The sequence below is a fragment of the Sedimentibacter sp. MB35-C1 genome, from assembly GCF_030913635.1.
Lineage (GTDB): Bacteria > Bacillota > Clostridia > Tissierellales > Sedimentibacteraceae > Sedimentibacter.
This window is the reverse complement of sequence record NZ_CP133188.1, coordinates 47,196-72,530: the sequence shown is the minus strand read 5'-3', so window position 1 is coordinate 72,530 and position 25,335 is coordinate 47,196. Positions and strand designations below refer to the sequence as shown.

Annotated in this window: 23 protein-coding genes; 12 read left to right on the top strand and 11 right to left on the bottom strand. The window is 34.7% G+C overall.

Annotated elements, in window-relative coordinates; translation table 11 throughout:
* Positions 1–108: 108 nt before the first annotated feature.
* Complete coding sequence (locus tag RBQ61_RS00370; RefSeq protein WP_308138573.1) at positions 109–1,503, bottom strand: sigma-54-dependent Fis family transcriptional regulator; 1,395 nt, start codon at positions 1,501–1,503, stop codon at positions 109–111.
* Between the two features lie 466 nt (positions 1,504–1,969).
* Between RBQ61_RS00370 and RBQ61_RS00365 the strand changes: the two genes are divergently transcribed.
* The 7 genes from RBQ61_RS00365 to RBQ61_RS00335 all read left to right on the top strand — a co-directional run bounded on the left by RBQ61_RS00365 (position 1,970) and on the right by RBQ61_RS00335 (position 10,938).
* Positions 1,970–2,872 carry a trans-4-hydroxy-L-proline dehydratase activase gene (locus RBQ61_RS00365; protein ID WP_308138572.1) on the top strand — a complete coding sequence of 301 codons (903 nt, stop codon included), beginning with the start codon at positions 1,970–1,972 and terminating at the stop codon, positions 2,870–2,872.
* Position 2,873: 1 nt separating this feature from the next.
* Positions 2,874–5,246, top strand: coding sequence for a trans-4-hydroxy-L-proline dehydratase (gene hypD, locus RBQ61_RS00360; protein ID WP_308138571.1), 2,373 nt, complete (start codon positions 2,874–2,876; stop codon positions 5,244–5,246).
* A gap of 235 nt (positions 5,247–5,481) precedes the next feature.
* Entirely contained in the window at positions 5,482–6,303 is an 822-nt protein-coding gene (locus tag RBQ61_RS00355) for an undecaprenyl-diphosphate phosphatase (RefSeq protein WP_308138570.1), read from the top strand.
* Between the two features lie 109 nt (positions 6,304–6,412).
* Positions 6,413–7,084 (top strand): response regulator transcription factor, encoded by a 672-nt coding sequence (locus RBQ61_RS00350; protein ID WP_308138569.1) that lies wholly within the window; start codon positions 6,413–6,415, stop codon positions 7,082–7,084.
* Between the two features lies 1 nt (position 7,085).
* The gene (locus RBQ61_RS00345) at positions 7,086–8,093 is read left to right on the top strand and encodes a HAMP domain-containing sensor histidine kinase (protein WP_308138568.1); all 1,008 of its coding nucleotides are present in this window, start codon (positions 7,086–7,088) and stop codon (positions 8,091–8,093) included.
* A gap of 105 nt (positions 8,094–8,198) precedes the next feature.
* Complete coding sequence (locus RBQ61_RS00340; RefSeq protein ID WP_308138567.1) at positions 8,199–8,966, top strand: ABC transporter ATP-binding protein; 768 nt, start codon at positions 8,199–8,201, stop codon at positions 8,964–8,966.
* Complete coding sequence (locus tag RBQ61_RS00335; RefSeq protein ID WP_308138566.1) at positions 8,959–10,938, top strand: ABC transporter permease; 1,980 nt, start codon at positions 8,959–8,961, stop codon at positions 10,936–10,938. Before RBQ61_RS00340 ends, RBQ61_RS00335 begins: the two co-directional genes overlap by 8 nt.
* A 69-nt stretch (positions 10,939–11,007) precedes the next feature.
* Here RBQ61_RS00335 and RBQ61_RS00330 read toward each other — a convergent pair whose 3' ends face one another.
* Positions 11,008–11,931: an AEC family transporter gene (locus RBQ61_RS00330; protein ID WP_308138565.1), complete on the bottom strand. Its 924-nt coding sequence runs from the start codon at positions 11,929–11,931 to the stop codon at positions 11,008–11,010.
* 183 nt (positions 11,932–12,114) lie between these two features.
* Between RBQ61_RS00330 and RBQ61_RS00325 the strand changes: the two genes are divergently transcribed.
* Positions 12,115–13,539 carry a glycosyl hydrolase family 18 protein gene (locus RBQ61_RS00325; protein ID WP_308138564.1) on the top strand — a complete coding sequence of 475 codons (1,425 nt, stop codon included), beginning with the start codon at positions 12,115–12,117 and terminating at the stop codon, positions 13,537–13,539.
* Here the strand turns inward: RBQ61_RS00325 and RBQ61_RS00320 are convergent, their stop codons facing one another.
* Positions 13,540–13,896 (bottom strand): ion channel, encoded by a 357-nt coding sequence (locus tag RBQ61_RS00320; protein WP_308138563.1) that lies wholly within the window; start codon positions 13,894–13,896, stop codon positions 13,540–13,542.
* A gap of 135 nt (positions 13,897–14,031) precedes the next feature.
* On the opposite strand from RBQ61_RS00320, the gene RBQ61_RS00315 reads away from it, so the two are divergent.
* A complete protein-coding gene (locus RBQ61_RS00315; RefSeq protein ID WP_308138562.1) occupies positions 14,032–14,940 on the top strand; it encodes a DMT family transporter in 909 nt (302 codons plus the stop codon).
* Between the two features lie 100 nt (positions 14,941–15,040).
* On the opposite strand, the gene RBQ61_RS00310 is transcribed toward RBQ61_RS00315, so the two are convergent.
* Together RBQ61_RS00310 and RBQ61_RS00305 are read right to left on the bottom strand one after the other, a co-directional pair.
* A complete protein-coding gene (locus RBQ61_RS00310) occupies positions 15,041–15,406 on the bottom strand; it encodes a DUF4363 family protein (protein WP_308138561.1) in 366 nt (121 codons plus the stop codon).
* 9 nt (positions 15,407–15,415) lie between these two features.
* Positions 15,416–16,144, bottom strand: coding sequence for a DUF421 domain-containing protein (locus RBQ61_RS00305; RefSeq protein ID WP_308138560.1), 729 nt, complete (start codon positions 16,142–16,144; stop codon positions 15,416–15,418).
* A 146-nt stretch (positions 16,145–16,290) separates the two neighbouring features.
* Between RBQ61_RS00305 and sfsA the strand changes: the two genes are divergently transcribed.
* Positions 16,291–16,971: a DNA/RNA nuclease SfsA gene (gene sfsA, locus RBQ61_RS00300; RefSeq protein ID WP_308138559.1), complete on the top strand. Its 681-nt coding sequence runs from the start codon at positions 16,291–16,293 to the stop codon at positions 16,969–16,971.
* A gap of 334 nt (positions 16,972–17,305) precedes the next feature.
* Here sfsA and RBQ61_RS00295 read toward each other — a convergent pair whose 3' ends face one another.
* From RBQ61_RS00295 to RBQ61_RS00280, 4 genes are all read right to left on the bottom strand, one after another.
* On the bottom strand, positions 17,306–17,497 hold the full coding sequence (locus tag RBQ61_RS00295; RefSeq protein ID WP_308138558.1) for a twin-arginine translocase TatA/TatE family subunit: 192 nt from the start codon (positions 17,495–17,497) through the stop codon (positions 17,306–17,308).
* Positions 17,498–17,614: 117 nt separating this feature from the next.
* Positions 17,615–18,025: a C-GCAxxG-C-C family (seleno)protein gene (locus tag RBQ61_RS00290; RefSeq protein WP_308138557.1), complete on the bottom strand. Its 411-nt coding sequence runs from the start codon at positions 18,023–18,025 to the stop codon at positions 17,615–17,617.
* Between the two features lie 9 nt (positions 18,026–18,034).
* A complete protein-coding gene (locus tag RBQ61_RS00285) occupies positions 18,035–18,271 on the bottom strand; it encodes a hypothetical protein (protein ID WP_308138556.1) in 237 nt (78 codons plus the stop codon).
* Between the two features lie 339 nt (positions 18,272–18,610).
* Positions 18,611–19,144 carry a spore coat protein gene (locus tag RBQ61_RS00280; protein ID WP_308138555.1) on the bottom strand — a complete coding sequence of 178 codons (534 nt, stop codon included), beginning with the start codon at positions 19,142–19,144 and terminating at the stop codon, positions 18,611–18,613.
* Positions 19,145–19,292: 148 nt separating this feature from the next.
* Between RBQ61_RS00280 and RBQ61_RS00275 the strand changes: the two genes are divergently transcribed.
* Both RBQ61_RS00275 and RBQ61_RS00270 read left to right on the top strand, forming a co-directional pair.
* Entirely contained in the window at positions 19,293–19,997 is a 705-nt protein-coding gene (locus tag RBQ61_RS00275) for a B3/4 domain-containing protein (RefSeq protein WP_308138554.1), read from the top strand.
* A 102-nt stretch (positions 19,998–20,099) separates the two neighbouring features.
* Positions 20,100–21,764 carry an S-layer homology domain-containing protein gene (locus tag RBQ61_RS00270; protein WP_308138553.1) on the top strand — a complete coding sequence of 555 codons (1,665 nt, stop codon included), beginning with the start codon at positions 20,100–20,102 and terminating at the stop codon, positions 21,762–21,764.
* Between the two features lie 49 nt (positions 21,765–21,813).
* Here the strand turns inward: RBQ61_RS00270 and RBQ61_RS00265 are convergent, their stop codons facing one another.
* The gene (locus RBQ61_RS00265) at positions 21,814–23,163 is read right to left on the bottom strand and encodes a sodium:alanine symporter family protein (protein ID WP_308138552.1); all 1,350 of its coding nucleotides are present in this window, start codon (positions 23,161–23,163) and stop codon (positions 21,814–21,816) included.
* A 506-nt stretch (positions 23,164–23,669) separates the two neighbouring features.
* A complete protein-coding gene (locus RBQ61_RS00260) occupies positions 23,670–25,268 on the bottom strand; it encodes an amidohydrolase (protein WP_308138551.1) in 1,599 nt (532 codons plus the stop codon).
* Positions 25,269–25,335: the final 67 nt, after the last annotated feature.

Here is a 25,335-nt window from a genome sequence, read left to right as displayed (position 1 = left end):
TTGTAAACTAATTATACGAACAAGCCCTGTGCGATTTTTCGCACAGGACTTGTTATATGCTTTCAAATGCAGAAGTGTAGTTGTGTCATATTTTTTTTATGCTGTTATTTATTCTGGAGTCTTATCCATCCGGATTTTTAATTTGTCCATTTTATAATATAAGGTCTGTCTGGGCACACCTAATTTCTTAGAAGTTTTTGATATATTGCAGCCATATTGCTTTAGCGCGTTAACTATTACATTTCTTTCAAATTTTTCTACTTGCTCGTACAGTGGCCCTGTGTAGGCAGGGCTTGCTAAAGGGATATCAGAATTGCAACATTTTATAATGTCCTTTTGCTGATTGATAATAACGTAATCCGGCATGTCGTTCATGGTTATTATGTTGCCTTCTGTAATGTTAATTGCATGCTCAATTGAATGCCTGAGTTCTCTTACGTTTCCGGGCCATGAATAGTTTTGGAAAAAAAGCAGTACTTCGTCAGAAAACCCTGCTATATTCTTATTTAATTTTTGGCTGAAATGGTGTAAAAAGTAGTTGCTTAGTTCAACAATATCGCTTTTGCATTCTCTCAAAGGAGCTACGTAGAAGTTAATGGCGTTCAATCTGTAAAACAGGTCGCTTCTTAATTTTCCTGATTTAATTGCCTCATAGGGATTTTCGTTTAATGCGGTGATTATTCTTACGTCTACATCATGTGCCGTGTTATCACCTATTCTTCTGATTTGATTTTCCTGAAGGAACCTCAGCAGTTTAGCCTGTAATGTTATATCCATTGAATTTATTTCATCAAGGAACAGCGTTCCGCCATCTGCCGCTTCAATAAGTCCCATAGAATTTTGTGCGCCTGTAAAGCTTCCCAGCTTTGTCCCGAATAGTATACTTTCAAACAATGTACTTGGAATCGCGGCACAGTTTTGCGCGATAAAAGGTTTTCCACGCCTGTTGCTTTCATTGTGAAGGGATTGAACAACAAGTTCCTTTCCGGTTCCGGTTTCTCCGTAAACAAGAACAGGCGAATTGCTGTTGGCAGTTTTCTTGATTTTATTTTTTAAATCGACCTTTAAACTACTGCTTCCGATAATATTGTCTAAAGTGTATACGGCTTTTCCGTTAACTTTATTTCGTTTTTTGCTTTTATTCAAATTATTATATTTTTCAACATCAGAAAAAATTTCAATAACACCTTCTAGCTGACCATTTTCATGTAAGGGTATAGTGCTTGAAAAAATAGTAACCTTTCGATCCTGATAGTTATAATAATTTTGAACATAGTTTTTTAAACTCTCGCCGGTTTTCAGCGTTCTCATTATTGTACTGGTTTCTTCGGTCAGTCGAGGAAATATTTCCAGAAGATGTTTTCCGATAGCGTTTTCCACTTTAAGCCCAGCCAAGTCATGTATTGATTGGTTGTAGAAAATGACTTTCCCGTTCTTATCTACTATAAATATACCGCAATACAGATTTTCGGAAACCAGTTTTAATATATTTTTATAATCCATAAAATCACCTGAAGTTTTTTTATTATGGCTATTATAACACAAATATAATTTAAGTAAATAGTTAAATCTTATTATGGCCTTCTATACATGTGTAATAAAAAGCTTACATTTTTTGTCTGGAATTTATGCATGTTAAAAATAGAGCTATTCTACCTATACTCTAAAAGTAAGTGTTTTCCTGATGCGTAATATTTTGCTAATATTGGCATAATATTTGCTACCTTATTAGAAACTGCAAAATTTATGTTAAGGAGGGTGAAGTTTCTGAACTGCTATAATTCTTGAGCAATGAGAGTCGTAAAATGCAAATAAATATATTGATACACATGTCAAAAAAACCGTCACATGTTATGTGAAATATTTGTACAAAAAATACGATATATAATACATATATTGAAATTTTAACATGTATTTTCTTGGCAAGAAAATTGCAAGCATATATATGAATATATAAATTGGAGTGTGTATGACTAAAGCTAATATTTTTAACATTCAAAAATTTTCTGTTCATGACGGCCCGGGCATAAGGACAACATTTTTTTTTAAGGGATGTCCCCTAAGCTGCCTGTGGTGTCACAATCCAGAAAGCCAAAAATATAATAAACAAGTGCTTTTTGATAAGGACAAATGTGTTTCATGTTTGAATTGTCAAGAAGCATGTCCGGAAAATGCAATAAGCGTAAAAAATAACGTTGTTACAACTGATGAAAAGTTGTGTAAGCACTGTGGTTTATGTGAAATTTACTGCATACCAGGTGCAAGACAGGTTGTGGGCAAAGAGTATACAATCGAAGAAATAATGAAAGAGGCTTTGAAGGATAGAGTGTTTTATAACAAGTCTGGAGGAGGGGTAACCGTTTCCGGCGGAGAGCCTTTGGCGCAGATAGATTTTGTAGAGGAATTCCTGAAGAGATTAAAAGCCGAGAATATTCATACTGCAGTTGATACCAGCGGTGCAGTAAACTATGACAGTTTGCAGCGAATATCAGAATATACAGATTTGTTCTTGTATGATATTAAGCTTATGGATGATGAAAAGCATAAGCGCTATATCGGAACGTCAAACAAATTAATTTTAAGCAATCTGGAAAAGTTGTCAGAGCTTCATGACGGCATAAATATAAGGATGCCCATAATTGAAGGAATAAATGCCAATGAAAATCATATTAAGAAAACAATAGAGTTTATTAAAAAGCTTAATATAAAAAAAGTCAACTTATTGCCGTATCATGATATAGCGATGCACAAATATAAAAAGCTTGGCATTTCTTATGAAGAAGAGATAATGTCTAAGCCATCTGACGAAAAACTTCAGCAATTTAAAAACATGTTTATAGATGAAGGATATGAAGTAAAAATAGGAGGTTAGTATGAGAGGATACACTGAAAGGACTAAAAAATTAAGACAGGAAAGCGTAACGACACAGCCAAGGGTTAGCCTTGAAAGAGCATTGCTGGAAACTGAATTTTATCAAAAATATTTTGGTGCAGTTGAAACGCCGGTACTTCGTGCGATGAATTTTAAAAATTATATGGAAAAAAGAAAGCTTTACATTGGCGAAGGGGAACTGATAGTTGGAGAAAAAAGTGAAGGGCCACAGGTTGTTCCTACATTTCCGGAGCTTTGCGCACACACTGTAGAAGATATGACGGTAATGAACGACCGAAAATATATTAATTTTAAGGTTAACGAAGAAGACAAGGGGGTTCAGGCAGAAAAAATTCTTCCATATTGGCAGAACAAATCTACTAGAGATAAAATTTTAGCTTCTATGACTCAGGAGTGGAAAGATTGCTACGCAGCTGGAATGTTTACGGAGTTTATGGAACAAAGAGCGCCAGGGCATACTGTTGCAGACGATAAATTTTATAAAAAGGGATTTTTGGAGTTTAAAAAAGAAATAGAAGAAACTATAGAACAATTAGATTTTTTAAATGATGCTAATGCATATGACAAAAAAGCACAGCTTGAAGCAATGGCTATTTCTTGTGATGCAATAATAATTTACGGACAGAGATATGCAGCATATGCCAGAGAGTTAGCTGAAAAAGAAACAGATGCTAACAGGAAAAAAGAACTTCTGTGGATTGCTGGCAATTGTGATGTAGTACCGGCACACAAGCCTGAAACATATGCTCAGGCATTGCAGATGTACTGGTTTGTTCATATAGGGGTTACAACAGAAACGAATACATGGGATGCATTTTCACCTGGAAGGCTTGATCAATATTTATATCCGTTTTACAAAAATGATTCAGAAGCCGGCATAATCGATTATGATAAGGCCAGAGAACTGATGGAATGCATTTGGATTAAATTCAACAACCAACCTGCACCTCCAAAAGTTGGAATAACTTTAAAAGAAAGCGGAACATACACTGATTTTGCAAATTTAAATACCGGTGGTATAAATCCATATACAGGTGAAGACGGTGTAAATGACGTATCTTATATCATACTTGATACAATGGATGAAATGAGATTGTTACAGCCAAGTTCCAATGTACAAATAAGTGAAAAGACACCTGATGAATTCTTGAATAGAGCTGTTGAAATATCCAGAAAAGGCTGGGGACAGCCTGCATTTTACAATACTGAAGAATTAATTAGCGAGCTTATGAATGCTGGAAAGACATTGGAAGATGCACGATTTGGTGGCTCAAGCGGATGTGTTGAAACAGGTTGCCACGGAAGAGAAGCATATGTTCTCACAGGGTATCTGAATGTTCCGAAAGTATTTGAACTTATGATGAATAACGGATACGATAAGTATACTGGCAAGCAAATAGGATTAAAAACTGGTAATCCTGAAGAATTTAAAACTTTCGATGAGTTAAGAGAAGCATTTTATAAACAGCTTGAATATATTATCAACGTTAAAATAAGAGGAAATAACGTAATTGAAAAAATATTTGCTGAGCACATGCCTTCGCCGTTCATGTCAGTTCTTACAACAGGCTGTATGGAAAGCGGAAGAGATTATAATGCAGGCGGATCTAAGTACAACACTAGATATATACAGGTAGTAGGTATAGGGACAATTACAGACTGTTTTGCATCTGTAAAATACAATGTATATGAGCAGAAACGTTTCACAATGAGTGAGCTGGTTGCAGCTACTAAAGCTAATTTTGAAGGATACGAAATGCTTCATAATTTAGTATTGAACCATACTCCTAAATACGGCAATGATGATGATTATGCAGATAATATAATGCTTGATATATTTACTAATATAAGAGACAGAATAAGAGGAAGAAAGACTGTGTGCGGAGGGACTTACCAGATAGATATGCTCCCTACAACATGCCATATTTATTTCGGTTCTGTAATGACAGCTTCAGTAAACGGAAGGCTTAACGAAAAACCTGTTACAGATGGAATTTCTCCTGAAAAAGGTGCTGACAGAAACGGTCCAACTGCAGTAATTAATTCATGTGCAAAGATGGATCATACATCAACTGGAGGAACGTTGCTTAACCAGAAATTCACACCTTCATCAATAGCTGGACAGGAAGGAATTGATAATGTATCTGCTCTTGTAAGAGCGTACTTTGAAATGGAAGGCCATCACATACAGTTTAATGTAGTTGACAGAAGCACGCTTCTAGATGCACAGAAGCATCCTGATGAATACAAGGATCTGATTGTTAGGGTAGCGGGATATTCAGACCACTTTAACAATCTTGAAAAAGCACTTCAGGATGAGATAATAGATAGAACTGAACAAAGTTTTAATTAATTGATTATAAGAGAGACCTGCGAGATATAAGGTCTCTTTTTATTTGTAATTTTTAATAACCAGAAAAAAGACGATCAACTCCTTATTTCTAAATGTCTGAATTAACTATTGATTTTATACATAGAATGGTATTATATTAATATGGTAGTGCATTATTTAGGTTGTACCGGATTTTTATCCGATTTAACACGGAAATGCCGTGTGCTTTACTTGCATAGAATTTGGAGGAAATTAAATGTACATTGAATTATTAAAGGCAGCGTTTTTGGGAATAGTGGAAGGAATTACAGAGTGGCTTCCTATAAGCAGCACAGGACACATGATACTTGTAGAGGAGTTTATTAAATTTAATGCATCTGAAGCATTTATGGAAATGTTCAGGGTGGTTATTCAGCTCGGCGCTATTATGGCAGTGGTTCTGTTATATTTTCACAGGCTGAATCCTTTTTCGCCGAGAAAGACTTCAAAGCAGAAAAAAGATACCATACTGCTATGGTTAAAGGTTATTGTAGGAGTGCTGCCGGCGGCAGTTCTTGGATTACTGTTTGATGATTGGTTTGACGAAAATTTTTATAATTTCCAAACCGTGGCAGTTACCCTTATTATATATGGTATACTTTTCATAGTGATTGAGAATCGCAATAGAGGAAAAAGCTCCAAGATAAAAAGCTTCAGTGAAATGTCTTATATGATGGCATTGGGTATAGGAGTCTTTCAGGTATTATCACTTGTTCCGGGCACATCGCGTTCCGGTGCTACCATTTTGGGAGCAATAATACTGGGGAGCTCAAGATACATAGCTGCGGAATATTCTTTCTTCCTGTCAATTCCTGTTATGTTCGGAGCCAGTGCTCTGAAGCTGTTTAAATTTGGACTGAATTTTACAGGGCTGGAGCTGGCGGTATTATTGACGGGTATGGTTGTAGCTTTTGTTGTATCGCTGGCAGCTATCAGATTTTTAATGAAGTATATAAAGAACAACGATTTTAAAGCATTCGGGTGGTATAGAATTATTTTGGGAGCAATAGTTATAGGTTATTTTGCAATTGCAGGCTAGTTAAAAAAAATCCGGTTTAAGCAAACCGGATTTTTTCGTTAATTTTATTGATAATAAATGGAAATGGAATTATACTAACATAATAAACAATGTGTTTTTTGGAGGAATTATGTATAGAATTATGATTGTGGAGGATGACTTAACTATTGCAAAAACCTTGAAGGCTCATCTTTCAAAGTGGGACTATAATGTGTTTTGTGTGGACAATTTTAAAAATATAATTGAAGATTTCAAGAAATTTGAACCTCATATTGTTCTGCTTGATGTTATGCTTCCTTTTTATAACGGCTTTTTCTGGTGTAGCGAAATTCGTAAAATTTCAAAGATTCCAATAATGTTTATATCCTCTGCTTCAGATAATATGAATATTGTAATGGCAATTAATATGGGCGGAGATGATTTTATTGCAAAGCCTTTTGATTTGAATGTTCTTACGGCAAAGCTGGGAGCTCTTTTGCGAAGGTCATATTCTCTGCACGGACAGATGAACACCATAGAATATAATGGTGTTATTTTAAACATGAGCGATGCATCACTGACATACGAAAAGAATAGGATTGAATTGACAAAAAATGAATACAAAATTTTGCAGATACTTATGGAAAACATGGGAACTGCGGTTTCCAGAGATGAAATTATGCAACACCTTTGGGAAAACGACCAATTTATTGATGATAATACTCTTACGGTAAATATGACACGTCTTCGCAAAAAGTTGTCTGAAATATGTCTTGAAAATTTTATTAAAACAAAAAAGGGAATGGGATATATGGTGGAATAATATGAGTGATGTATTCAAAATGTTCTTATTATATTTAAAGCAAAATATCTTTTTTGCAGTATCTGGAGTTATATCGCTGATTATCTTTGTATCAGTTTTTTTTCTTTATTCGTTGCCATTAGAACCTATACTTTATGCAGTTTTATTAACAGTTGCCTTTATTGCGGCAGTATATATGCTGTGCTTTGTTAAATTTTACAAACGGCACAGGGCCCTTAAAGAAATAATGGACAATATCTGTGTATCTGATTATAAATTTCCGGATACATTAAGCATAATTGAAGAAGACTATCAGGAATTAATTAAAAAAATAGACAGGCACAGGGTTGATATTATTAATGAAAAAAATAAAAGCTATTCAAATATGCTTGATTACTACACAATATGGGCACATCAGATAAAAACTCCGATTTCAGCAATGCGCCTGATACTACAATCCGAAAAATCTGAGATAAATGAGGAGCTTTTGGAGCAGCTTTTTAAAACGGAGCAATATGTGGAAATGGTACTTCAGTATATCAGGCTCGAAAATTTAAATTCTGATTTATTGTTTAAAAAATATTCCCTTGATAATATGGTTAAGCAGGTTGTAAGGAAATATTCCAAATTATTTATTCGTAAAAAAATAAATTTAGTATACGAAAATTTAAATATGTATGTTTTGACTGATGAAAAGTGGCTTGTATTCGTTATTGAGCAATTAATTTCCAATTCGCTTAAATACACCAACTCCGGCGAAATTTCAATATACATGGATGAAACTAGGCCATGTACGCTGGTTATTGAAGATACGGGAATAGGAATTGAAAAGGAAGATTTGCCGAGAGTTTTTGAAAAGGGCTACACTGGATACAACGGCAGAGCAGATAAAAAATCAACGGGAATTGGATTGTATTTGTGCAGGCAGATATTGAACAGGCTGTCGCATTCAATTGAAATTGAGTCGGAAGTAGGAAAGGGAACAAAAGTAAAAGTAAAACTTGAAACTCAAAACGTTGAATTTGAATAACCTTACTAAACTGTAAGGATGATAGGGGAAATGTAAGCTGAAGTTATGGCAGTGCATTTTTCTTTTTTGATATTATGAACAGGAAGTAAATTTAAGGAGGAAGCTATGTCACTATTAGAAGTAAATAATTTAAAGAAAATATATTCAACAAGATTTGCGGGAAATCCTGTTCAGGCATTGGCAAACATATCATTTTCAGTTGAACGTGGAGAATATACAGCGATCATGGGTGAATCGGGTTCGGGTAAAACAACTTTGCTGAATATACTTGCCTCTCTCGATAAGCCGACAAGCGGAGAAGTATTATTAAATGGGAAAAATATAGTATCAATCGACGAAAAGGAAATATCAGCATTTAGGAGAGATAATCTTGGTTTTGTTTTTCAGGATTTCAATTTGCTAGACACATTTTCAGTGCGTGATAATATTTTTCTTCCGTTGGTTCTGGCAGGGGAAAAATATGAAGAAATGAGAGATAAATTAAAACCGATTTCCAAAAGACTTGGTATTGAAGAAATTTTAAATAAATACCCTTATGAAATCTCAGGAGGACAAAAGCAGAGAGCTGCCATAGCGAGGGCGCTTATTACAAAACCTGAGGTAATACTTGCTGACGAACCTACTGGTTCTCTTGATTCACGCTCTTCCGACGAGGTCTTAAAGCTGTTCAGTGAACTGAACAAAGATGGGCAGACTATTCTTATGGTTTCCCACAGTGTGAAGGCTGCAAGTCATGCTAAAAGAGTGCTGTTCATAAAAGACGGAAGCATATATCATCAAATATACAGGGCAAATATGTCTAATGAGGACATGTATCAAAAAATATCGGATACTTTGACTATGATTGCAACCGGGGGGGTGCAAAATGAGTAAATTTTTTTATCAGAAGTTAGCCTTGAACAATATTAAAAAAAACTCAAAGATGTATATTCCTTATATCTTTGCATGCATAGGAACAATTATGATGTTTTATAACATGAGCTTTCTTACTGTTGCTGACAGTATAGGAATTGTCAGTGACAGTGAGTCTCTAAGAGCTATTATGTACTTGGGGGCTATAGTAATTGGGATTTTTTCTACCATATTTTTATTTTACACAAATAGCTTTTTAATCAAACAGCGAAAAAAAGAATTTGGACTGTTTAATGTGCTGGGAATGGAAAAAAAACATGTGGCCAAAATAATGTTTTATGAAACATTGATTACTGCGGCTGTTGCAATATTGGCAGGAATACTTTCGGGGATTCTTCTCAGCAAACTTATAATATTGTTCTTATTTAAATTAATTTCCATTGAAGCTGTATTTGGTTTTGAAATTCCTGCGACATCTGTGCTGGTAACAGTCCTGCTGTTCAGCGGTATATTTGTTATAAACCTTGCTTACAATATTCATCAGGTTCATTTATCAAATCCGATTGAGTTATTGAAAGGTGGAAAAACAGGGGAAAAAGAACCAAAGACAAAGTGGATAATTGCTCTCATTGGAATCATAACTCTAGCAGCCGGTTATTATATTGCGATTACCGTTGAATCTCCTTTGGCCGCTCTCAACTTATTTTTTATTGCTGTATTACTTGTAATGGTTGGGACATACTGCTTATTTACGGCAGGAAGTATTGCGGTGCTGAAAATGCTTAGAAACAACAAAAAATATTACTATAATTCAAAACACTTTATTTCTGTTTCGGGAATGATGTACAGAATGAAACAAAACGCGGCAGGGCTTGCAAATATATGTATTTTATCCACTGCTGTGATTATAATGATTTCATCTACAATTTCATTGTATGTGGGGGTAGAGGATGCTTTAAGAGGTAGATTTCAGCGAAATATTTTGATCAGTGCGGACAATGTGTCGGAAGAAAAAGCTGAGGAATTGGATTGGTATATAAATATGGTTTCATCTGAATACAAGCTGGAGCAAAAGAATATTGTCAGATATCGATCCATGAGTGTATATGCAGTGAGAGATGGAGCTGTGTTTATGCCCGCCACTAATGAATCTTATGCGTCAGATAATTTTTATGTCCTTATTTTTATGACGCAGGACGAGTACAACAAACTTGAAGCTAGGTCGGTTTCACTAGAAGAAGGAGAAGCCCTTGTATTCAGTGCTGATGGTGATGTTAAGGGAAACAACTTGGATTTTAACGGGTATAAAATATCTGTAAATGAATATATGAATTCGTTTGATTCCGTGATTGAAAAGGTTGATACAATGACATACAGCAGCTATGTGGTAGTTGATAACACGAGCACCATTGAGAAGATATATAATTTATTTAATACTGACGAAAATAAAATGGAAGAACTGTCATATTTTTACGGATTTGACACGGATGCAGATGAAAATTATCGAATAGAAGCAGTCAAAGGGCTAAAAAGTATATTTGAAGGGATAGATGTTCCCACATATGTACAAAGTGTTGATGAATATAGAAATTCATTTTACAGTCTCTATGGTGGATTGTTTTTTCTGGGAATATTTTTGGGATTGCTTTTCATCATGGCAACGGTGCTCATTATTTATTATAAACAGCTTGCAGAAGGGTATGATGACAGAGAAAGATTTGAAATAATGCAGAAAGTAGGAATGAGCAGTAAAGAAGTAAGAGATACAATAAAAAATCAGGTTTTGTCGGTATTCTTCCTTCCTCTCTTAATGACAGCGGTTCATATTGCGTTTTCTTTTAAAGTTATAACAAGACTGCTGGCAATATTTAATCTTACAAATGTACCATTATTTGCAGTTTGCACAGTCGTTACTATTATAATATTTTCGATTATGTATGCACTTGTATATAAGATTACCGCAAGGACATATTATAGGATTGTGAGCAGATAGTTTGACCGTGGTTGAACCTAAGTAGCATATAGAAGATCCCTCTCGGTACGATAGAGTCGAGGGGGAGTTTTACATAATAAGCTTAATAAGTACGGGAACTGTTAGTAAAGATATAAGAGTCGTTGCAGAAACAATTATTGCGGCAAATTCTCTTTCTTTGTTGTAATTTTCAGCTAAAATTGATGTCATGGCGGAGGCTGGCATGGCAGTCATTATAACGATCGAATAGACAGCTTTAGAACTGTCTTTCAGCAGAAGAGACAGCAAGTAAATAACAACCGGAATAACTATTGATTTAATTAATATTCCGTAATATATTGTCCAGTCCTTTAAATATTTCTTCAATTTTATGTTTGATAATATAACACCTATAATAAACATAGAAATCGGACCTGTTATGCTTCCTATACTTTTAATGCTTGTCAGTAGAGCACCTTCAATTTTTATTTCCAACGACATCAGGATTATGCCGACTGCAACAGCTATTATGGATGGATTCAGCAAAAGGCTTTTGATTTCTTTTTTTAAATAACCCTTTTCCAAATTTCCGCTGTAAAGCATAATTCCGTAGGTCCATACAAATATCACAAAAAAAACATTGAATATGGAACCATAAATTACGCCTTCAGCACCGAATACAGAATTAAGTATGGGAAATCCCACATAGCCGGTATTCACAAATATGTTTGCAAAGTGCAGAACGGTGCGTTTTTCTCCTTTAACAGGAGTAAGCATGACATATGAAACAGCTGCCATAACAGCATAGGCGCCAAGGCTGTAGTAAAAAGTTTTAATAACGTTGTACTTAATAGAATCATCATATGAAAACATGAAGGAAGATACTATCATAAAAGGAAGAGCTATTTTAATAAGAATGTCAGTAAGACCTTTGTTAAGCTCTGGAGTTATTATTTTTTTTTTGCTTCCGTAAAAACCAACTAATATTATTATAAAAAGAGATAAAACACTGTCGGTAATGGCTGTAAAATTCAAAATGAACCTCCTTATAGCCTGATGTACTTATAATATGAGTGATGAAACTTATTGTTTCTATTTATTTATAATCTTTGGTTTATTATGGTTAACCTCCTAATGCCAAAACAACTTGCCAATAATTTCAGATGGGGTATGAAAAAATTTATGGTATAATTATAAAAATATCTTTAGGGAGACGTTATGAAGAAATACCTTAAAATTAATAATATTGCAGTATTGCTGCTAATTGTAATACTTTTAGGTTACAGGGTTGATAATACGGTATTTGCGGATAAAAATTTAAAAGCTCCGGAATCACCTGTGAATTTAACGGTTAAGGAAGTAACTGAAAGTTCAGTCACCTTGGAATGGGACAAACCACAAAGCAGCAATATTAATAATTACAAGATTTATAAGAACAGTACATATATTGATTCAACAAAAACAAATACATATAAGGTAGAAAACCTTAATCCAGATACAGAATATGAATTTTATATAAGGTCAGAAACAGCAAATAACAACGTGTCGCCTGCAGGAGAACCGATTGTTGTAAAAACTGATACGTCAGTTGAATCGGCTAAAATTATCGGATACTATCCTGCGTGGAAATCATACGATGAATTTACGCCGGATAATATTGATGCTCAAAAGCTAACGCATATTAATTATGCATTTGCCTATATAGGTCAGGACAATAAAATAAAATTAGGATATCCTGACAAGGACCCGGAAAATTTTGAAAAGTTAAACGAGCTTAAGGGAATAAACCCTGATTTAAAAATATTAATTTCTGTTGGAGGATGGAATTGGTCCGCAAAATTTTCGGATGTAGCAAGCTCAGATTCTTCGAGAGAGATATTTGCTCAAAGCTGTGTGGACTTTATAGTCAAGTACGGCATTGACGGGATAGATTTAGACTGGGAATATCCAGTAGGCGGAGGTCTGGAGGGAAATTCTAATAGGCCTGAAGATAAGCAGAATTTTACACTTCTTCTTAAGGAAATACGTGAGAAACTGGATGAACAGGGGGTCAAGGATAATAAACATTACCTTCTTACCATAGCATGCGGAGCGAGCAGCTATTACTTAGAAAACATAGAAGCTTCTAAAATAAATGAATATGTTGACTATGCAAATCTTATGACCTATGATCTTCATGGGCCGTGGGATTCATATTCTGATTTTAATGCGCCGCTCTATAGCAGCAGTGCATGGTCTCCGCAGTACAAAGCAAGTGTTGATTCAAGTGTAGAGCTATGGATAAACGCAGGGTTTACAAAAGACAAGATTGTTGTTGGAGTGCCATTTTATGGTTATTTGTACAATGTAGAGACCCATGATAGCAGTGGACTTTACCAAGTGAGCAATGGAGGCGAGGCGCTGAGTTACAGCACGATCATGCTAAATTACTTGAACGGTAGTTATAATAAAATGTACAGCGAAGAATCAATGGTTCCTTGGATTTATAAGGACAATATTTTTATAAGCTATGATGATGCAGAATCAATTGCATTGAAATCAGAATACGTTAAAGACAAAGGCCTTGCAGGAGTTATGATCTGGGAGCTCAGCCAGGACTACAACAGTGAGCTGTTAAATTCAGTATTTAACGCATTGAATTAGCTATTTCTTAAATTTAATAACATTAGGATTAATGATGGCGTAATTTAATATTATTGCGTACGGTAATATAAATCCTACGAACGCTTGAATCATTGAAACAGCCCTTGACAGCCCGAAGGGAGTCATGTCGCCGTATCCTACTGCAAATAATGTAATGAAGCTGAAGTAAAGGGAACGAGTGATAATGCCTATAGGTGTATGCTGCTGGTTCGAAACAGCTGCATAATGGTCAGCGATGTATCCAAGCCCTGCGTAATCAATCGCTATATATATTGCAGTAAATACTGCGGCAATAATAAAATATAAATTAAATAAAACCAGGACGTTATAAACAATTAAAATGGTTTTTCGTTTCAAGATAGTACTCCTTGAAAAATATGTCTGCTTATAAATTATATGCAGGTATATTTTATTTAATAAAATAAATTTAATTGGTGGCATTTAAACTAAGATTGAGTTATAATATGTTATGATTAAATACAGGGGGAAGCCATGACTAAGCAATTAAAAGCAGACCTTATGCTGCTGATGATAACTATATTTTGGGGGATTTCTTATTATCTTTCTGATATAAGCCTGTCAGATATGGGGTCATTTACGTTGAATGCGCATAGATTTCTAATCGCTTTTTTTATTGCAGCATTATTGACATTTCCAAAATTGAAAAATGTTTCGAAAAACACATTGAAGTACAGTCTTATAATTGGTGCGGCACTTACTGTGGTGTACATAGGTGCAAATTTTGGAGTTATGTATACAACTTTATCAAACACAAGTTTTCTGTGCGGGCTTGCTGTTGTGTTTACTCCTATTGTGTCAAGTATAATTCATAAGAAGGCACCTGATAAAAAACTTACTATGGTGATAATTATGACAACCATTGGAATTGCTCTATTAACATTAAAAGATAATTTTTCGCTTAACCAAGGTAATTTATTTGGAGATGCAGCTTCGGTAATGTGCGCGCTTGCATATGCCATTGATTTGAATATTACTGAAAAAGCTGTTTCTCTTGAAGACGTAGACCCGTTTCAGCTTGGAGTTTTTCAGTTGGGAGTAACTGGAGTTTTGAATTTTACGCTTGCAATTATATTTGAAAAACCTCACTTCCCAACACAGCCGAACATATGGGCATCTGTGTTATTTTTGGCAATATTATGTACGGGAGTGGCATTTGTAGTGCAGGCCATTGCCCAGCAATATACTACAGCATCCCACGTAGGTGTAATTTTTTCTCTTGAAACTGTCTTCGCAGGAATAGTGGCATTTGCGTTTGCAAAAGAGGTTCTTACATTTAAGGCATATTTTGGCGCAGCACTGATGATTGCAAGCATTTTTATTATGGAGATAGATTTCAAAGAATTAATAAAAAAAAGGCGGAGAAGAATAGAACAAGAATAAAAAACTTGTGGTTCATATAAAATAAACAAGGACTATCCATAAAGGAAAAATCCTTGTTTTTTGATAATCTTGCCAATATGCAAGAACGCTTTGTTTGATTTTACTTTCCCAAATTAACCCAATGCTCGTATGCCTCATTAAGCTCCATAAACGCATCGGACATATCTTTCGCCTCTATTGCGCCGTTTAACCTTGCTAGGCTTTTATAAAAGCCGTTTATTTCATCTTTTTCGGCACTGAATTGGACTCTTTTAGTAATTTTGTCCCAAGTGTTTGTCAATTGTAAGGCTTTATTACTTGCCTCTGCCCAATTATCTTTTTTGATTTCGTCTCTTATTGAATCTATTACAGCAGGTATATTATCATCATTAGTCAGTGGATTTTTCAGAACTTTGTCACTTAACATCACTAGAATAAATAATACAGTCGTAACAATTGGTATTGATATAACTAAAAATTTTCGCATATAACCTCCTTAGTAAGGGCCTTTATAATCGCCTATATCAATAACTTTTTTAATGTGATCTTCATATTTATCAACATAAAAGGAACCGGCTGGATTTAATGTAGCTAGAAAAACTTCTGAGACATCTTTTATTCCTTTGCTTTTTAGTTGATCCATAAGCCACTTTTTGTTTTTATTCAACTGCCTTAGATTTTCTTCTATCAAAATCCCGTCATAAATAAGTTCTGTACTTATACCGGAAGGTTTTTTGGTTATTTTCATGTCTTTGGCTGTTAACGGCTCGTATTCAGGCTTTCTAAGTACTGACAATTGGCCGTTGGGTTCGATAATGGCAAAATCAACCTGAGATAAATCAAACACATCTTTATTTCTAAGGAGTTGCATTATGTCAGATACTCTGAACTGCATTTTTCTTAGTGCATCCTCCATTATTTTTCCGTTCATTATAACTATTGTAGGTTCTCCTTCTATATACTTTGCTGAATATCTCCATTTCATAGTTATAAATTCCATTAAATAACCTAATGCTGCCCAGGTTAATAATGCGACCCAATGAGGCCATGCTCTGCTTGACAAATCAGAGGCAAGGCTAGCGGCAATTGATCCGATGGTAATTCCCAATACATAATCAAAAAAAGCCAATTGACTTATTTGCTGTTTCCCCAGTATCTTTGCAAATATAAGAAGAGTAAAAAAACTTATTATTGATCTTACTAAAACAACTAAACCTTCATTCAAATTAAACACCTCTACATTAAACTATATTTAGTATTGAACATAAATTAAATATTATCCATATAAAATTCCGTATATCTTAAGGCTTTGACAATAATAAGCTTCATGTGATATTATGATTAAATCTCGGCATAAGAAAAGAGAACACTATGAAATATAAAAATATAAAGAAGGCTAAATTTATTAACAGACCGAACAGATTTATTGCTAATATTGAAATCGAGGGGAAAAATGAAGTCTGCCATGTTAAGAATACAGGCAGGTGCAAGGAGCTTCTTATTAAGGATTCTAAAATATTTGTCCAGGAATTTGATAGTTCAAAACGAAAGACAAAATATGATTTGATTTCAGTTTATAAAGGAAACAGACTCATTAATATTGACAGTCAGGCACCAAATAAAGTATTTCATGAGTGGGTAAAGAAAGGGTATTTATTTAATAATATAAGTCTGATAAAACCGGAGTATAAATATAATAATTCTAGATTTGATTTCTATATAGAAGCAGACAATAAAAAAATACTAATAGAGGTTAAAGGTGTTACATTAGAGGAAGATAATATAGTTCTGTTTCCGGACGCACCCACGGCCAGGGGGTTAAAACATATTAATGAACTGGCAGAATGCCTGCATGACGGATATGAAGCATATGTTGTATTTATTGTGCAGATGAGCGATGTGCTATATTTTACTCCAAACTACAAAACTCATAGAGAATTCGGAGAAGCTTTAATAAGAGCAAAAAAAAGAGGGGTTACCATATTGGCTCTTGACTGTGAAATTACAGAAAATTCAATAGAAGCTAAAAATAATGTTGACGTTAGATTGTAATTCATTGTATAAAAATTGCTCCTCCATGCCTGTAATTATGGCAAGGAGGAGCAATTTATATATACTTGGATGTATCGATGGAGGAATTAATTGAAAGGTTAATTAATTAACAAATTAATGATAACACATATATGCACAATTTGTCAATTAATAGTTTGTCCTTTATTTATTTTGAACTAAACAAATAATTAAAAAGAAAAAAATGATTTGTTAGTTTTTAGAAGCAGAAGTAAAAGTAAATATTTTAACAATAAAACCCAGCGCTAAAGCACTTAAGCTTTTCTCTTAAAAAGAAAAAATACTTAATATTAATACTAAGTATTTTTATCCTCTGTTAACTATTCTTATCGTTGTCTGAATCTTTAGCTTCAGTAGTAGTGTCTTCTGAGACTTTGTTTGCATGACGCTTAAATTGTCCAAAAGCTTCGCCGATTGATCTTCCGATTTCGGGTAGCTTAGAAGGACCAAAAATTATTAATGCAATAGCTAATATTAATATTAACTCTGGTGCTCCAATTCTGCCCATGTAATCCCACCTTCTGTGCTTTTTTGTCTATTATACTATGAAACGTTACATTTTTCAATCTAAAAATTATTAAATAAACGAGGAAGAATAATCCTCGTTTATTTAATAATTTGCTTTTTATGCATATTGAGCATTAAGCAATTCTACCATTTTTCTGGTTACATCTGCTGCAACACCTGCACAGCGAGCTTTTCTTTCATCGCTTCCCATTTCGACTCCTGTTTTCTCCATAAAGGTTCCCACTGAGTCTGCACATAGAATAGAGTTTGCAACAGTTGTTTCTAATTTAATATCCGGTTGGTATATAGGAAGTTCAGCTTCTTTATACCAGCTTTCCAATTCTCCTAGTAGTTTTTTAGCTACATCTGGTTCGCAAACAGTTCCAAGACATAGTGCTGCTGCTCCTACAGATCCGCATAATGCGGCCTGCTGGAATCCTGCTCCAAAATTTGTAAATGCTGCTACAGGAACTTGATTGAATGGATATCCTACTTCTTGAGATAATACGCCGAAGAAACCTTCAGCCACTCCGGAGCCTCAGCCACCCTTTTCTTTATATCCTTGAAAAGCTGCCGCCTCTACTACTGCAGGGTCAAGCTTTTTATAAGGCCATGGAAACTCTGGAGCCTGAGAAGTATCAACATCTGCTGCTGGTGCAGAAGTTGAGCAACCTGTAAGAAGTCCGCCTAACGAACCGGCTGCAACTACACCTGCTGCCGTGTATCCCATGCTTTTGATGAATTCTTTCCTTGATATCTGTTTGTTTTCTGACATATTCACTCTCCTAATATAAGTAGTATGTTAAAACTATATAATAATTATAATCTAAAATTTAAAATATATCAATAATTAAATTTTGACATATGCCAGTAAATTGTGCTGGTATTTCAATGAAAACAAGCAAAATCAACGCCTTTAAAGCATGAATTTTTTTTAAAAATAGACAACAATTAATGAAAAAATATTATACAAAAAAGTTTGAGTGTAAAAAAACAAACAATCGTTATAATTATAATAAAATTTTGTTTGATATTCTAAAATAAAAAGCGGCATTATTTCTTGATGACAAAGTCACCAAGAATAATGCCGCTCAGATAGTTGAAGAAGATTGTTTTATTTAGCCTGGTACATTCCCTTGCTTTCCATATATTTATATAGAGTTTCCCCATGCTGCTGTTCTTCTTTTTGAATGTGATTTAAAATACTACGAACCTGTGGATCTCTAAATTCAAATATGGCTGTATCATACGTTGATGAAACATATTTTTCAGTCATAAGCAAATCACTGCACAAATCTTTGTCTGAATTGCTATAATTTAGAGATTGGCCTTTAGGCACAAAACTGGGCGATTGATTTGCCTGCTTTTGCTGACTGCCTTGCATTGACTGCAACTGCTGAGATTTCATCTGCATGCCGCTGCTCTGATTCTGCTGTGATCCTCCCTGCTGCATTTGTGGTACCTGCCCTTTTAAGAGCTGATCAATAGTGTTGTAATGCTGCTGTTCTGTTTGAGCAATTTGATTGAAAATATTCTTTAACTCTTGATCTTGTGCTAAACTTGCATAGTTAGTATATTTTTGTATGCAAATTTCCTCGTGGCTTTTTTGATCTTCCAGCAAAGTTCTTTCTTTTTGTGTAAAATTCATAAAAACACCTCCTGTAATATTATTTTCAAAATATCAAAATATATCCTGCTAATGTTAAAATATAAAAGATATAAATTCAAAATAAATTGAATTTTTTGGAAGTTACGATATAATATAATAAATATAAATATAAAACGAGGAGAGCGTGATGAAATATACAATTGATAAATCCGTTTTTGAATTAGAACAAAAAATAAAATTTGGAATTATAGTTGCGCATAATATTAAAAATTCTGAAACTTTGCCTGAGGACGAGCAGCGGCTAAGAAAGGCAGAATCCAGAATGAAAGAAGATATAAATCCTGCCCAGCTTAGGCAGTTGCACAATGTGTCGCTTTACAGAGAAGTAATGCTTAAGTCGGGGATAAATCCTAATAAATATCCGCCTTCTGTGGAAGCAATGTTTAAAAGAGTATTAAAAGGAGGGCATCTTCCTGTTATAAATGCTTTGGTTGACTTGTGCAATGCTGTTTCAATTGAAAACGGTATCTCTCTTGGTGGACATGATTTGAAAGACATTAGCGAAGATTTAGAAGTTCGATACAGTAGAAATAATGATATCTTTCTGCCTTTTGGTGCAAGCGAGTATGAGGGTGTGCCCGAAGGTGAACTTGTGTTTACAAGCGGGAATAAAGTCCAAACTTTAAAATGGGTTTGGAGACAGAGCGAGTTGGGAAAAATTACTTTAAACAGTAAAGATGTATTTTTTCAGCTTGTGGGTTTTGAATATGAGGAGGGGGCATCACTGTATAATGCTATGGCTGAAATTGAGAATTTAGTGGCAGAAAGGTTTCAAGGCACATGCGAAAAATATTTGGTGGATGTTAATAATCAATACATAGAATTTCATTAAATTAAATTACACCCCTAAATTTTATTTGCTGGTACCGAACATTATTGTGTATCTGGAATTTCAGAAGTAACAATTATAATTAGTAGTAAATGGAGGAAATTTATGAAAAGCAAAGTTTTAAGAATTATATCATCCACAGTTGCATTGAGTATGATATTTACAACTGCGGCATTTGCAGTGCCGTCGGCAAAGAAAGACAAATGGAAAACACATCAGAAAACATACCAAAAAACATACCAAAAAGTAGAAACGAAGGATTATGAAAATGCTCTGGATCTATTGATTAGAATGAATATAGTGAAGGGATACGGCAATGGGGACTTTGGCTTGAGCGGAAATATAAAACGTGCTGATGTGATTGTAATGATCACTAGGATGCTAGATCAATATGATGTAATTGACGAAGACGACTACGACGATAAAGCCGAAGAATTTAAAGAAATTTTTGATGATGTTGATTTTAACGAGTATTATTATGAATCGGTTAAAATAGCAAAGGATCTGGGCATTGCTAAAGGAGATGGAAAATATTTCAGACCTGGAAACCCGGTTACAATTCAAGAGGCAATATGGCTTATACAGCGTTCGGGAGAAATCTTAAATGTGGATTTTGAAGATGGTAAGATAGAGGAGTTAGAAGAAATCTACAAAGATGAATTAAACAGCTTTGCAAAGAGAAGAGATGTCTTTTGGATGATGTTTTATATAATGAACGAATATGATTATGATGAAAAGGAATATGACATAAACGATATTAAGGTAAATGTTGAAAATGGAGAACAGTTGGACTTTAAAGACAGCTGGTTTACAGAGGCTTTAGACGATGTTATAGAAGATGACATTGAATATGTGAAGTTCGAACTGCCGGAATCCGGAGGAAAACTATATTATGATTATGACGAAGATCAAAATGAAAATTCCTTGGTATCTGAGGTAACAAAGTATTATTTAGGCAAGTATGAAAAAAACATAATAAGAAATATTGCATTTGTTCCGGAAGAGTATTTTGAAGGAGAAGTTACAGTAAAATATACGGCGTATACAGAAGAAGATTCCTATGACGGGTCAATAATAATAAGAGTTGACTATGAGAACCTTAAGCTTATTACCTATGAAATTTCTGAAAACGAATATGTGCGCATAGATGAAGATGATTTTGAAGATTTTGTTGATACGGTTAAATTTGTAATTCCTTCAGAAAAACAGGGTGTTTTGTACTATGACAGTGATGGGGACGGAAAACCTGAAAGCAAGGAAGTTGTGACCAGAACAAAAACATATGATATAGAAGATGTTGATTACATCATATTTGAGCCAAATCAAGGTTTTGACGGGGAAGTTGTTATAAAATATTATGCAGAAGAAAAATCAAGCGATAAAGTATATGAAGGGGAAATAAAGATAACGGTTGAAGCTGTTCAAGAAATTTCTACGATGAAACTGACGACAGATTATGAGGATGAATTCATAGATGTTGATTTTGTAGAAGAACTGTTTGAACTGGTTGAAGATGACATAGACGAAGAAGAACTCGAGTATGCAATGTTTGTGATTCCTGACGAAGGAACTCTTAAAATTAAGCTTGATGGCAAGAGAAATTTAATCAATGTTCAAAATGATGTAAGCTATGAATTAGAGGATATTGAATATATAAGATATATTTTTGAGGATGAAGGTAATATAGAATTTAATTATACTGTTTTTGAAGATGAAGATGAAGATAACTATAATGTTTATGACGGATTAATTAAAATCTATGTAAGATAATAAGATAAAAAGAAAAAGCTGAGGTTTATATCTCAGCTTTTTTGTTGATTTAGTTTTTAGCTTTTTCTGAAGAGAAAAACTCTTTTGTAAGTTTAAATACTGTTCCGCTCAATGCTACAACGCCTATTAAGTTCGGAATAGCCATTAATCCGTTTAATGTGTCTGCTAAAGCCCAAATAACTTCAAGACCACCGATAGCGCCTATTAAAATAAACGGTATCCAAATTATTCTGTAAACCATAATTGCTTTAGGTCCGAATAAGTACTCAGCACATCTTTCACCGTAGTATTCCCATCCAACTATAGTTGAGAAAGCAAACATTACAATACCTATTGATACGATGTATCCTCCGCCTGGTAACGATACGTCGAAAGCCTGTGTTGTAAGTGCGGCTCCTGTCATGCCTGTTTCCCAAACACCTGATGTAATTATTGCCAAAGCTGTTATACTACATATAACAAGTGTGTCTGCAAATACTTCAAATACTCCCCAAAGGCCTTGACGAACAGGGTGATCTGTAGTAGCAGCAGCGTGAGCTATTGGAGCACTACCTAAACCGGCTTCGTTTGTAAATACACCGCGGGCAACACCGAATCTAACAGCCTGCATAACTGTTGCTCCTGCAAAACCGCCGACAGCAGCTCTTCCAGAGAATGCGCTTTCAAATATAGTAACGAAAGCAGCAGGAACCTTACCTATGTTAATTATAATAATTGCTAATCCACCAAGAATATAAATAGCAGCCATAAAAGGAACAAGTTTTTCTGTGAAGGCACCAATTCTTTTTATTCCGCCAACTATAACCAAAGCAGTGACAACTGCCAATACAATACCTGTAATCCAAGGATTAAGGCTGAAAGAAGATTGCAGAGCGTCAGCAACTGAGTTTGATTGAACCATGTTACCGATTCCGAATGCTGCAAGTGTACCAAACAGAGCAAATAGCACTGCAAGCCAGTTCCATCCTAAGCCATTCCTAATATAGTACATGGGTCCGCCGACAAAACGTCCGTCAGGTGTTTTTTCTCTGAATTTAATGGACAGTACAACTTCTGAGAACTTAGTAGTCATACCTAGTATTGCGGCAATCCACATCCATAATAATGCTCCTGGACCTCCGGCAGCAATAGCGGTTGCAACACCTGCTATGTTACCTGTTCCAACTGTAGCGGCAAGAGCTGTAGCAACAGCCTGGAATGCCGTTACTTCACCTTCTCCAGATTGGTCCTTAGAAAAGATTTTAAGAAGAGTGTTCTTCAAGATGTACCCTAACTTGGTAATTGAGAAGAACTTTGTACTTACTGATAAAAATAGTCCTGTTCCAACAATCAGTATTAACATTGGTGGTCCCCACACAATATTATTTAGCCAACTGTTGATGTTCATAATTGCTTCCATAGAGTAGCCTCCTATAATAATATAATGAATGAAAAAGCGTTATATTAGAGAACGTAAAATATAACGTTTTCACCATTCTATCACATATATGATATATAAACAATGCTGAAAAATGAAAAAATGTTCATATATGAGAAAAAATATGTAAGTTTTTAAAAGTTGTCCTTAACCGAAAAAATATGTATATTAGAAAAAAAAGTCAAGGGTGATAAATTTTACATTTTGTTAATATATAGTTAATTAACTAACGAAAAAATGTCTTACAGCCTTATAAAAAGTACTTCAAATTGAAGATAATACTAATTTTTTAAAAAATAGTTAGCGAATTTGTTAAAATTGTTACAATAATTGAAAAATTATAAACTTTTAAATTGAAAAATATTGCTTAGTAATAAGATTCGTGATTTGAAATATATTTCTTTTTTCACCTAATGATTTTTTTGTTCAATATTATAATAATTTGTGTAAAAAAACGGCCTGTAAGACCGCTTTTAACTATTTGCTTTTTATCTTTCAAAGACGAAATCTCCGTCGACCATAGTCTTAACCACTTTTATATCTTTAATCTTATTATGGTCGATGGTAAATATATCAGAGTCCAGTACAGCCAGGTCTGCAGCGAATCCGGGCTTGAGCCTTCCTTTTTCATGCTCCTTAAATTCGTTGAAAGCACTACCTATGGTATATGCATCAACAGCATCTTCAACACTCATCTTTTCGCTGGGAATAAATCCGCCTTCAGGTGTCATGCTCATTCTTTGTCTTGTTACAGCTGAATAGATGTTTGGAAACGGATTTAAATCTTCCACAGGCGAATCAGTACCGAAACTTATAGGGACACCTAGCTTATTCAATGTATTAAAAGCATATGAAGTTTCAGCCAATGTTTTCCCTACGCGGGATTCCACTATCTGTATGTCGTAGTCAAGGAAAATAGGCTGCAGCATTACAGGAATATTGAGACGTGCAATCCTTTCTATTTGACTGCGGTTTGTAATTTGGCAGTGGACAATGCCGTGTCGAAGAGTATTGCTGCTTCCTTTCATAGCCCGTTCATAAGCATTTATAACACTTTCAACAGCACCGTCTCCTATGGCGTGAGTAACGACTCTTATTCGGTTTTCCGTTGCTAAATTGCAGAGGGCCTGAAGCTGCTGGTCACTTAAAGCAGGAACGCCTTTTATTCCAGGTGCGTCATTATAATCATTAATCATAAGTGCAGTTCTGGCTCCTAAGGAACCATCCTTAAACAGCTTTAATGCTCCTTTTGATAAAAATCTACCGTTGTAACTGCCGTTTATATGTTCGGTTTCCAAGTATTCCTTAAATACATCTATATCCTGAAAATTGAACTGAGGGCTATATCTTAATTTTGTTTTGCCGTTATCGTAAATATTGTGTATTACCTTAAATACACTTTTAAAATCTTTGCTCATTACATCACATGATTGTACGGAAGTAATACCTGTACTTAATGCATAACTTGCGGCTTTAAGAATTTCATTTTCTCTGTCAAGAAGGCTTTTATCAGGCATGACCGGCAGCAGCAGCCTTGTGGCATTTTCCGTAAATATTCCGTTAGGCTTTCCATCGCTTCCTTTTATAACTTCACCGCCGTCAACCTCTGTATTTTCGTCAATTCCCAGCAGTTCAAGAGCTTTTGTGTTGCCGCATATAACGTGACCGCAAACTCTTTCCAATACAACAGGTATTTCTGATGATATTTTATCCAAATCATGGCGGGTTGGCATTCTTTGTTCCCCTGAAGTAAAATAGTCCTGGTTCCAGTTTTTCCCGTGGAGAGCGGTTGGATTTTCGCAGTTTTCCAAGTAATTTTTTCCCATGCTGATTATATCATCAATGGATTTGGCGCTTGTTAAGATGCATGCGTTCATTGACTCTCCAACCATGGCAATATGAAGATGGCTGTCGTTTAAGCCGGGTATAACGGTTTTTCCCTGCAAGTCTATTATCTTGTCCGCATGATTTAGCATAATATTTTTGCTGGGCCCGATTGCTTTAATGACTCCGTCTTCAATTAAAACAGCCTCTTGAAAAACGTTTTTTTCAATATAAATTTTTGCATTGTAAAGTATTGTTTTCATGATTATCACCACCCGGTATTTTTAAATAAGTATAGCAGAAATTACTAAATTAAACAATATGTAAGAA

Bases quoted from the DNA above. Each gene is read 5' to 3' on its own strand.
- RBQ61_RS00370 (WP_308138573.1), bottom strand. From the start codon at position 1,503: ATGGATTATAAAAATATATTAAAACTGGTTTCCGAAAATCTGTATTGC.
- RBQ61_RS00365 (WP_308138572.1), top strand. From the start codon at position 1,970: ATGACTAAAGCTAATATTTTTAACATTCAAAAATTTTCTGTTCATGAC.
- hypD (WP_308138571.1), top strand. From the start codon at position 2,874: ATGAGAGGATACACTGAAAGGACTAAAAAATTAAGACAGGAAAGCGTA.
- RBQ61_RS00355 (WP_308138570.1), top strand. From the start codon at position 5,482: ATGTACATTGAATTATTAAAGGCAGCGTTTTTGGGAATAGTGGAAGGA.
- RBQ61_RS00350 (WP_308138569.1), top strand. From the start codon at position 6,413: ATGTATAGAATTATGATTGTGGAGGATGACTTAACTATTGCAAAAACC.
- RBQ61_RS00345 (WP_308138568.1), top strand. From the start codon at position 7,086: ATGAGTGATGTATTCAAAATGTTCTTATTATATTTAAAGCAAAATATC.
- RBQ61_RS00340 (WP_308138567.1), top strand. From the start codon at position 8,199: ATGTCACTATTAGAAGTAAATAATTTAAAGAAAATATATTCAACAAGA.
- RBQ61_RS00335 (WP_308138566.1), top strand. From the start codon at position 8,959: ATGAGTAAATTTTTTTATCAGAAGTTAGCCTTGAACAATATTAAAAAA.
- RBQ61_RS00325 (WP_308138564.1), top strand. From the start codon at position 12,115: ATGAAGAAATACCTTAAAATTAATAATATTGCAGTATTGCTGCTAATT.
- RBQ61_RS00315 (WP_308138562.1), top strand. From the start codon at position 14,032: ATGACTAAGCAATTAAAAGCAGACCTTATGCTGCTGATGATAACTATA.
- RBQ61_RS00310 (WP_308138561.1), bottom strand. From the start codon at position 15,406: ATGCGAAAATTTTTAGTTATATCAATACCAATTGTTACGACTGTATTA.
- sfsA (WP_308138559.1), top strand. From the start codon at position 16,291: ATGAAATATAAAAATATAAAGAAGGCTAAATTTATTAACAGACCGAAC.
- RBQ61_RS00295 (WP_308138558.1), bottom strand. From the start codon at position 17,497: ATGGGCAGAATTGGAGCACCAGAGTTAATATTAATATTAGCTATTGCA.
- RBQ61_RS00285 (WP_308138556.1), bottom strand. From the start codon at position 18,271: ATGTCAGAAAACAAACAGATATCAAGGAAAGAATTCATCAAAAGCATG.
- RBQ61_RS00280 (WP_308138555.1), bottom strand. From the start codon at position 19,144: ATGAATTTTACACAAAAAGAAAGAACTTTGCTGGAAGATCAAAAAAGC.
- RBQ61_RS00275 (WP_308138554.1), top strand. From the start codon at position 19,293: ATGAAATATACAATTGATAAATCCGTTTTTGAATTAGAACAAAAAATA.
- RBQ61_RS00270 (WP_308138553.1), top strand. From the start codon at position 20,100: ATGAAAAGCAAAGTTTTAAGAATTATATCATCCACAGTTGCATTGAGT.
- RBQ61_RS00265 (WP_308138552.1), bottom strand. From the start codon at position 23,163: ATGGAAGCAATTATGAACATCAACAGTTGGCTAAATAATATTGTGTGG.
- RBQ61_RS00260 (WP_308138551.1), bottom strand. From the start codon at position 25,268: ATGAAAACAATACTTTACAATGCAAAAATTTATATTGAAAAAAACGTT.